This is a genomic window from Phenylobacterium sp., from assembly GCF_036723115.1.
GTDB lineage: Bacteria > Pseudomonadota > Alphaproteobacteria > Caulobacterales > Caulobacteraceae > Phenylobacterium.
Window position 1 is genome coordinate 1 of the sequence record NZ_DAIMHV010000123.1, and the last position, 7,796, is coordinate 7,796.

Genomic DNA, 7,796 nt, shown 5'->3' on the forward strand with positions numbered 1-7,796 from the left:
GGCGGCGCGGCCCCGCACGGCGGCGGCGCCTTCTCGGGCAAGGACCCCACCAAGGTGGACCGCTCGGCGGCCTATGCCTGCCGCTACCTGGCCAAGAACGTGGTGGCCGCGGGCCTGGCCCGGCGCTGCACCATCCAGATCAGCTACGCCATCGGCGTGGCCGAGCCCCTGTCCTTCTATGTGGATCTGCACGGCACCGGCGAGGTGGATCCCGCCAAGCTGGAGCTGGTCCTGCCCGAGCTGATCGGCGGCGGCACGCCCCGGGCCATCCGCGAGCATCTGGGCCTGAACCGTCCCATCTACGCCCGCACCGCGGCCTATGGACACTTCGGCCGCGCCCCCGACAACGAGGGCGGCTTCTCCTGGGAAAAGGTCGACCTGGTCGACCAGCTCAAGAGCCTGGCCTGAGCCAAGACCCCCGCGCCCGTTCCCGCACCGGCGGGGACGGGCGGGCGAGGGCGTGTTTCACCAGACCCTGATCCGGTTTCACAACCCGATCAGGGTCTGAATTTCTTGTGGGACCCGCCCCGTGAACCGATAACCGGTTCCCACCTATCGGAACGCGCTCCAGGCCATGAGCAAAGACTCCCATCCGCACATGCGCTCGTTCGGGCGCATCAAGTCGCGCCCGATCAAGCCGCGCCAGGCCGCCCTGATGGACAGCCTGCTGCCTAAGGTCCGCTGCCCGGAGACGCCCTTCGATCCCCGGGCGCTGGCGCCCGCGGCGACGGAGGTGTGGCTGGAGATCGGTTTCGGCGGCGGCGAGCACATGGCCGCCCAGGCCGCCCGGCGGCCCGACGTGCTGATCCTGGGCGCCGAGCCGTTCCAGAACGGCGTGGCCAGCGCCCTGCGCCACATGGACGAACAGGGCCTGGCCAATGTGCGGCTGCATGACGGGGACGTGCGCGATCTGATCGCCCGGCTGCCGGCGGCCTGCCTGCAGCGGGTCTTCATCCTCTTCCCCGACCCCTGGCCCAAGGCGCGCCACCACAAGCGCCGCCTGCTGCAGGCCGAACTGGTGGAGGACCTGGCGCGGGTGCTGGCGGCCGGCGGCCGGCTGCGCTTCGCCACCGACTGGGCCGACTATGCCGACTGGAGCCTGGCGCGCCTGCTCGCCAGCCCGCATTTCGACTGGCCGGCCGCGCGTGCGGACGACTGGCGAATCCCGCCCGCCGACCACATCACCACGCGTTATGAGGAAAAGCGCCTGGGCGACTGCGCCCCGGTCTTCCTGGACTTCATCCGGCGCTGACCGGCGAAGGCGTCCGAGCCTTCGCCTTCGCCTGCGCCGGCCCCGCTCAGCCCTTGGCCTGCTGGGCCCGCTCGATGCCGGCGCGGATCAGGGCGGCGGTCTCGTCGGGATCGGCCCAGCGGACGATATCGACGCTCTTGCCCTTTTCCAGGTCCTTATAGTGCTTGAAGAAGTGGGCGATCTGCTCGGTGAGGATCGAGGGCAGGCCGCGCCAGGACTCCACGCCCGTATAGAAGGGGTGCAGCTTGTCCACCGGAACCGCCAACACCTTTTCGTCGGCGCCGGCCTCGTCGACCATCATCAGGGTGCCGACGGGGCGGCAGCGGATGATCGCGCCCGGCACCACGGGGGTCGGACCCACCACCATGACGTCCATGGGATCGCCGTCCTCGGACAGGGTGTGGGGGATGAAGCCGTAATTGCCCGGATAGAACATGGCCGTGTGCAGGAAGCGGTCGACCATGATGGCGCCCGATTCCTTGTCGATCTCGTACTTCACCGGCTCGCCGCCCTGAGGGATCTCGATAACGGCGTTCACGTCATAGGGCGGGTTGGCGCCGATGGCGATCTTGGAAAGGTCCATGTGGGAAATGACTCGCGTGTGATCTGTCTCGGGGAGGAGATGCGCCTCCATAGGGCTAAAACCCCCGCGGGGGAACGGGGTTTGAACCGCCCTGGGCGCCCGATTTCGCCCCGCGCGCGCAGGCGCAAAGAGCCGGATGACAAGGCCGCGGCTTGCGCCTATATTGTCGGCAACATCGTCCGTTAGCGCTGGATGGCGCTTTCGAGCGGCGGGCTTCGGCCCAGCCGCTTTTTTCTTTGCCGAAGGGCGGCCTGCATATGCGCGGCAAGACCGCAGAAGATCTGAAGCTCCTGGACCTGCTCGACCCCGTGGCCGAGGCGGCGGGCTATGAGATCGTGCGCATCCGGCTCATGGGCGGAGACCGCCAGCGCCGTCTTCAGATCATGGCCGAGACTCCGGCCGGCGAGATGAATGTGGATGACTGCGCGGCCCTGTCGCGGGCGGTCTCCGAGGTCATGGACGCCGCCGATCCCATCAGCGGGGAATATGTGCTGGAGGTCTCCTCCCCTGGCGTGGATCGCCCCCTGACCCGCCTGAAGGACTTCGAGACCTATGAGGGCCTTGAGGCGCGGCTGGAGCTCGACCGCATGGCCGAGGGGCGCAAGCGCTTCCGCGGCGTGCTGGCGGGGATCGAGGACGGTCAGGTCTGCCTGGACCTGGAGGGCGAGACCGACACCGTCCTCGTGCCCTTCGACTGGATCGTGGAGGCCAAGCTGGTGCTCTCCGACGAACTCATGAAACGCGGCGCTGCGCAAAGAGCCGATCGCCTCGGCGCCGACGACGACGCATCCCACCGAGAGGATTAAGACCATGAGCCTGACTGGCATTTCCGCCAACCGGCTGGAGCTTCTGCAGATCGCCGAGGCGGTGGCCCGCGAGAAGTCGATCGAGAAGGAGATCGTCATCGAGGCGATCGAAGAGGCGATCCAGAAGGGCGCCCGCGCCCGCTACGGCGCCGAGCACGACATCCGCGTGCACATCGATCCCAAGACCGGCGAAACCACCATCAAGCGCGTGATCACCGTGGTCGCCGACGACGCGGCCTGGGACGAGGAGGCCGGCGAAGAACAGCCTCCGGGCGTGCAGCGCCTGTCGGAAGCCCGCCGCAGCGACCCCGACGCCCAGGTGGGCAAGGTCTATGAAGAGATCCTGCCCCCCTTCGAGTTCGGCCGGGTGCAGACCCAGATGGCCCGCCAGGTGGTGACCGGCAAGGTCCGCGAGGCCGAGCGCGAGCGCCAGCATGAGGAATTCAAGGACCGGGTCGGCGAGATCATCAACGGCGCGGTCAAGCGGGTCGAATACGGCAATGTGGTCGTCGATCTGGGCCGCGGCGAAGGCATCATGCGCCGGGACCAGTCGATCCCCCGCGAGAACTTCAACATCGGCGATCGCATCCGCTGCTACATCTATGATGTGCGCCGCGAGACCAAGGGTCCGCAGATCCTGCTCTCCCGCGCCCACGGCGGCTTCATGGCCAAGCTGTTCGCCCAGGAGGTCCCCGAGGTCTATGACGGGGTGATCGAGATCCGGGCCGTGGCCCGCGATCCGGGCAGCCGCGCCAAGATGGCCGTGGTCTCCAACGACAGCTCCATCGATCCGGTCGGCGCCTGCGTGGGCATGCGCGGCAGCCGCGTCCAGGCCGTGGTCGCCGAGCTGCAGGGCGAGAAGATCGACATCATCCAGTGGAGCCCGGACGAGGCCACCTTCATCGTCAACGCCCTGGCCCCGGCCGAGGTGTCCAAGGTGGTCATGGACGAGGAGGATGAGCGCGTCGAGGTGGTGGTTCCCGACGAGCAGCTCAGCCTGGCCATCGGCCGCCGCGGCCAGAACGTCCGCCTGGCCAGCCAGCTCACCGGCTGGCAGATCGACATCATGACCGAAAGCCAGGAGAGCGAGCGCCGCCAGCGCGAGTTCGCCGAGCGCACCGCCCTCTTCCAGGAAGCCCTGGACGTGGACGAAGTCATCGCCCAGCTGCTGGTCACTGAAGGCTTCGCCAGCGTCGAGGACGTGGCCTATGTGGACCAGGCCGAGGTGGCGTCCATCGAGGGCTTCGACGAGGACACCGCCGACGAGATCCAGGCCCGCGCCCGGGACTATCTGGAGCGGGAAGCCGCCGAGCTGGACGCCAAGCGCCGGGAACTGGGCGTGGAGGACGCCGTGCTCGACATCACCGGCGTGACCCTGCCCATCGCCGTGGCCCTGGGCCAGGGCGAGGTGAAGACCGTCGAGGACTTGGCCGGCCTGACCCCCGACGACCTGCGCGGCTGGTATGAGAGCCGCAACGGCGAGCGAGTTCGCGAGACGGGCATCCTGGAGAGCTTCGGCCTGGATCCCGCCGAGGCCGAGGCCCTGATCATGCGCGCCCGGGTGGCCATGGGCTGGATCGAGGCCGAGCCCGAGCCGGAATATGAGGACGAAGAGGTGGAGCGCGAGCTCACCGAGGAGGAAATGGTCTTCGGCGCGGCGGCCTCGGCCGCGAGCGAGGAGGCCTAGGGCCCTTGGCCTCGGCCGGTCACAGCGCGCCGCGGGACCCCGCGGCGCCGGCCACCCTGGCCGAGGCCGCCCGCCAGCGTCGGGACGTGGTCACCGGCGAGGTGCGCCCGGAAGAGGAACTGATCCGGTTTGTGGTCGGGCCTGAGGGTCAGGTTGTACCTGACCTGGCGCGCAAGCTGCCCGGCCGGGGCGTCTGGGTGGGCGCCGACCGCGCCTCCCTGCAGGCGGCGGCGAAAAAGGGCGCCTTCGCCCGCTCGGCCAAGACCCGCGCTCAGGCCCCTGCGGACCTGGCCGACCAGGTCGAAGCCCTGCTGGCCCGGCGCGTTCTGGACGGCCTGGGCCTTGCGCGACGCTCAGGACAGCTTATCTCGGGATTTGAAAAGGTTTCCGCCGCCCTGGGGTCTGGCCAGGCGGCCTGGCTGATCGAGGCCGCCGACGGGGCGGCTGACGGTCGCCGCAAGATTTTCGCCGCCGCCCGGCGGGCCCCCCGGCCCGTGGAATGGCTTGGCGTCTTCACCTCAGCCGAATTGGGTTTGGCCTTGGGGCTGGAGAATGTGATACACACCGCCTTCCTTGCGGGGCGATCAGCCGATCGCTGGGCGGCGGACGTCCGGCGATTGGGCGGTTTTCGCCCGCTCCTTCCCGAGAGTTGGCGCGAGGAGCCCTGACGCGGCGAGCGGAACTGGAGGCAGTTCCGCGCGCCACGACTGTTTTGAGACTGAAATGGACTGCGGCCGGATCCACCGGTCGGTGAGTAAAGCGAGCGCATGAGCGACGACAAAGACAACGGCCGGAACCCTGGCGGACGCCCGCCCCTGACTCTCAAGCCCCGTGGTGCGGGCTCGGTCAGCGCAGGGACGGTGAAGCAGAGCTTCAGCCATGGCCGCTCCAAGACCGTGGTCGTGGAGACCAAGCGCTCGCGCGCTCACGCCCCGGCGGCGGGAAATCTCGCCGGACCCTCCTCGGCCGAACGCCGCGGCGGCGACTCCCGCCCCGCCTCCCGCGCGCCGCAGGATAATTCCGGCCTCTCGGCCGAAGAGGTCCGCGCCCGCCAGAACGCCATCGAGCGCGCCCGTGAACATCAGGCGCGCCTGGCCGCCGAAGCCAAGGCGCGCGAGGAAGACCGCGTCCGCGCCGAGCACGAGGCCGCCGCCAAGGCCGCCGAAGCCCGCGCCGCCGAGGCCAAGGCCGCTGAGAGCCAGGCCGCCGAGGCCAAGGCTGTGGAAGCCAAGGCCGCCGAGGCCAAGGCCGCCGAAGCCCGCGCCGCGGCTGAACAGGCCGCCGCCGCGGCCGCCGCCGCCGCCGCCGCGCAGAAGGAAGCCGACGCCGAGGCGCGGTCCGCCGCGGCCGCCGGCCAGACCCGCACCTACACCCCCTCGCCCGAGCGCCGCGACGACCGGGCGAGCACCACCACCTATCGGCCGCCGCGCACCCCGCGCTTCGACCCGTCCAGCTTCAACCAGCGGGCGCCGCGCCCTGAGCGCGAAGGCGCGCGCAGCGAGCGGCCGGCGGCGCCTGACCGGCCCCCGCGCGACGACCGCGGCCCGCCCCGGGGCGATCGCCCGCAGCGTCCCGGCGCGCCTGCCGCCGGCGGCGACACCGTGCGCTATTCCGCCCTGGCCCCGCGCCCGGCGGCGCCGCGGGACGGCGCCCGTCCCGGCGGTCCGCGTCCGGCCGGCGCCCGCCCGGCGCCCGGCGCGCCGCCCGCCACGCCTGAGATCCAGCGCGCCACCCGCCAGGCCCCCCGGCCCGGCGCGGCGAGCCTCGACCGTCGCCCCGACGAGGAGACGGATGACCGCCGCGGCAAGACCAACACGCCGGGCAAGGCGCTCAGCCGCGGCAAGGGCGCGCCCCAGCGCCGCGAAGGCCGCCTGACCATCCAGGCCCTGGCGGCCGGCGACGAGGGCGCGGTGGAGCGCATGCGCTCTCTGGCTTCGGTGCGCCGGGCCCGTGAACGCGAGCGCGAAAAGCGCAAGGGCGGCGGCCAGGAGCAGGCCCGCGTGGCCCGCGAGGTCATCATCCCCGACGTCATCACCGTGGGCGACCTGGCCAACCGCATGGCCACCCGCGGGGTCGAGGTCATCAAGTTCCTGATGCGTCAGGGCGTGATGATGAAGATCAACGACGTCATCGATTCCGACACCGCCGAGCTGGTGGCCACCGAGTTCGGCCACACCGTCAAGCGCGTGTCCGAGGCCGACGTGGAAACGGGCTTCCTGTCCGAGGACACCGACGCGGCCGACGCCCCCCTGCGGCCCCCTGTGGTGGCCGTCATGGGCCACGTCGACCACGGCAAGACCTCGCTGCTGGACGCCCTGCGCGCCACCGACGTGGCCGCCGGCGAACACGGCGGCATCACCCAGCACATCGGCGCCTATCAGGTGCGGCTGGAAGATGGTCAGCGCGTGACCTTCCTCGACACCCCCGGCCACGCCGCCTTCTCGGCCATGCGCGCCCGGGGCGCCAATGTCACCGATATCGTCATCCTGGTGGTGGCCGCCGATGACGGGGTCATGCCCCAGACGGTGGAAGCCATTCAGCACGCCAAGGCTTCCGGCGCGCCGATCATCGTGGCCATCAACAAGATCGACAAACCCGACGCCGACCCCACCCGCGTGGTCAACGAGCTGCTGCAGCACGAGATCGTGGTGGAAAGCCTGGGCGGCGACACCCAGGTGGTCGAGGTCTCGGCGCTCAAGCGCATGGGCCTGGACAATCTGCTGGAGTCCATCCTGGTCCAGGCCGAGCTCATGGAGCTGCGGGCCGATCCGGAACGTACCGCCGAGGGCGTGGTCATCGAGGCCAAGCTCGACCGCGGCCGCGGCGCGGTGTCCACCGTGCTGGTCAAGCGCGGCACCCTGAAGCGCGGCGACATCGTGGTGGCCGGCGCCAACTGGGGCCGCGTGCGCGCCCTGCTCAACGAGCGGGACGAACAGGTGGATGAGGCCGCACCTTCCACTCCGGTGGAGATTCTCGGCCTGGACGGCACGCCCGAGCCGGGGGAACCCCTGGCCGTGGTGGAGAACGAGGCCCGCGCCCGCGAGATCACCGAGTACCGTCAGCGCCTGAAGCGCGAGAAGACCGGGGCCCCCGTGGCCGGCGCCTCCCTGGCCGACATGATGGCCAAGCTGGCCGACAAGAAGGTCTCCGAGCTGCCGGTCATCATCAAGGCTGACGTTCAGGGCTCGGCCGAGGCCATTGTCGGCTCGCTGGACAAGCTGGGCACCGACGAGGTGCGCGCGCGCATCATCCTGTCGGGCGCCGGCGCCATCAGCGAGAGCGACGTCATGCTGGCCAAGGGCGCCGGCTCGCCGATCCTCGGCTTCAATGTCCGCGCCTCCAAGCAGGCCCGCGACCTGGCCGAGCGCGAGGGCGTGGAGATCCGCTACTACGCGATCATCTACGACCTGATCGACGACATCAAAGGCGTGCTCTCGGGCATGCTGGCCCCGATCCAGCGCGAAACCT

At 70.5% G+C, this 7,796-nt stretch carries 7 protein-coding genes; 6 read left to right on the forward strand and 1 reads right to left on the reverse strand.

The genetic code is table 11. The features are described 5' to 3' along the window. Positions 1-408 (forward strand): methionine adenosyltransferase domain-containing protein (locus V7D28_RS11870; RefSeq protein ID WP_333587592.1); only part of this gene is annotated, 408 nt, incomplete at its 5' end. A gap of 166 nt (positions 409-574) precedes the next feature. After that, positions 575-1,252: a tRNA (guanosine(46)-N7)-methyltransferase TrmB gene (gene trmB / locus V7D28_RS11875; RefSeq protein ID WP_333587593.1), complete on the forward strand. Its 678-nt coding sequence runs from the start codon at positions 575-577 to the stop codon at positions 1,250-1,252. 46 nt (positions 1,253-1,298) lie between these two features. Here trmB and ppa read toward each other — a convergent pair whose 3' ends face one another. Further along, positions 1,299-1,835: an inorganic diphosphatase gene (ppa, locus tag V7D28_RS11880; RefSeq protein WP_333587594.1), complete on the reverse strand. Its 537-nt coding sequence runs from the start codon at positions 1,833-1,835 to the stop codon at positions 1,299-1,301. 257 nt (positions 1,836-2,092) lie between these two features. Between ppa and rimP the strand changes: the two genes are divergently transcribed. The 4 genes from rimP to infB form a co-directional block, all read left to right on the forward strand. Continuing rightward, a complete protein-coding gene (rimP, locus tag V7D28_RS11885) occupies positions 2,093-2,641 on the forward strand; it encodes a ribosome maturation factor RimP (protein WP_333587595.1) in 549 nt (182 codons plus the stop codon). Between the two features lie 4 nt (positions 2,642-2,645). Continuing rightward, complete coding sequence (gene nusA, locus V7D28_RS11890) at positions 2,646-4,328, forward strand: transcription termination factor NusA (protein WP_333587596.1); 1,683 nt, start codon at positions 2,646-2,648, stop codon at positions 4,326-4,328. A gap of 5 nt (positions 4,329-4,333) precedes the next feature. Next, on the forward strand, positions 4,334-4,996 hold the full coding sequence (locus tag V7D28_RS11895; protein ID WP_333587597.1) for an RNA-binding protein: 663 nt from the start codon (positions 4,334-4,336) through the stop codon (positions 4,994-4,996). A 99-nt stretch (positions 4,997-5,095) separates the two neighbouring features. After that, positions 5,096-7,796 (forward strand): translation initiation factor IF-2 (gene infB / locus V7D28_RS11900; RefSeq protein ID WP_333587598.1); only part of this gene is annotated, 2,701 nt, incomplete at its 3' end.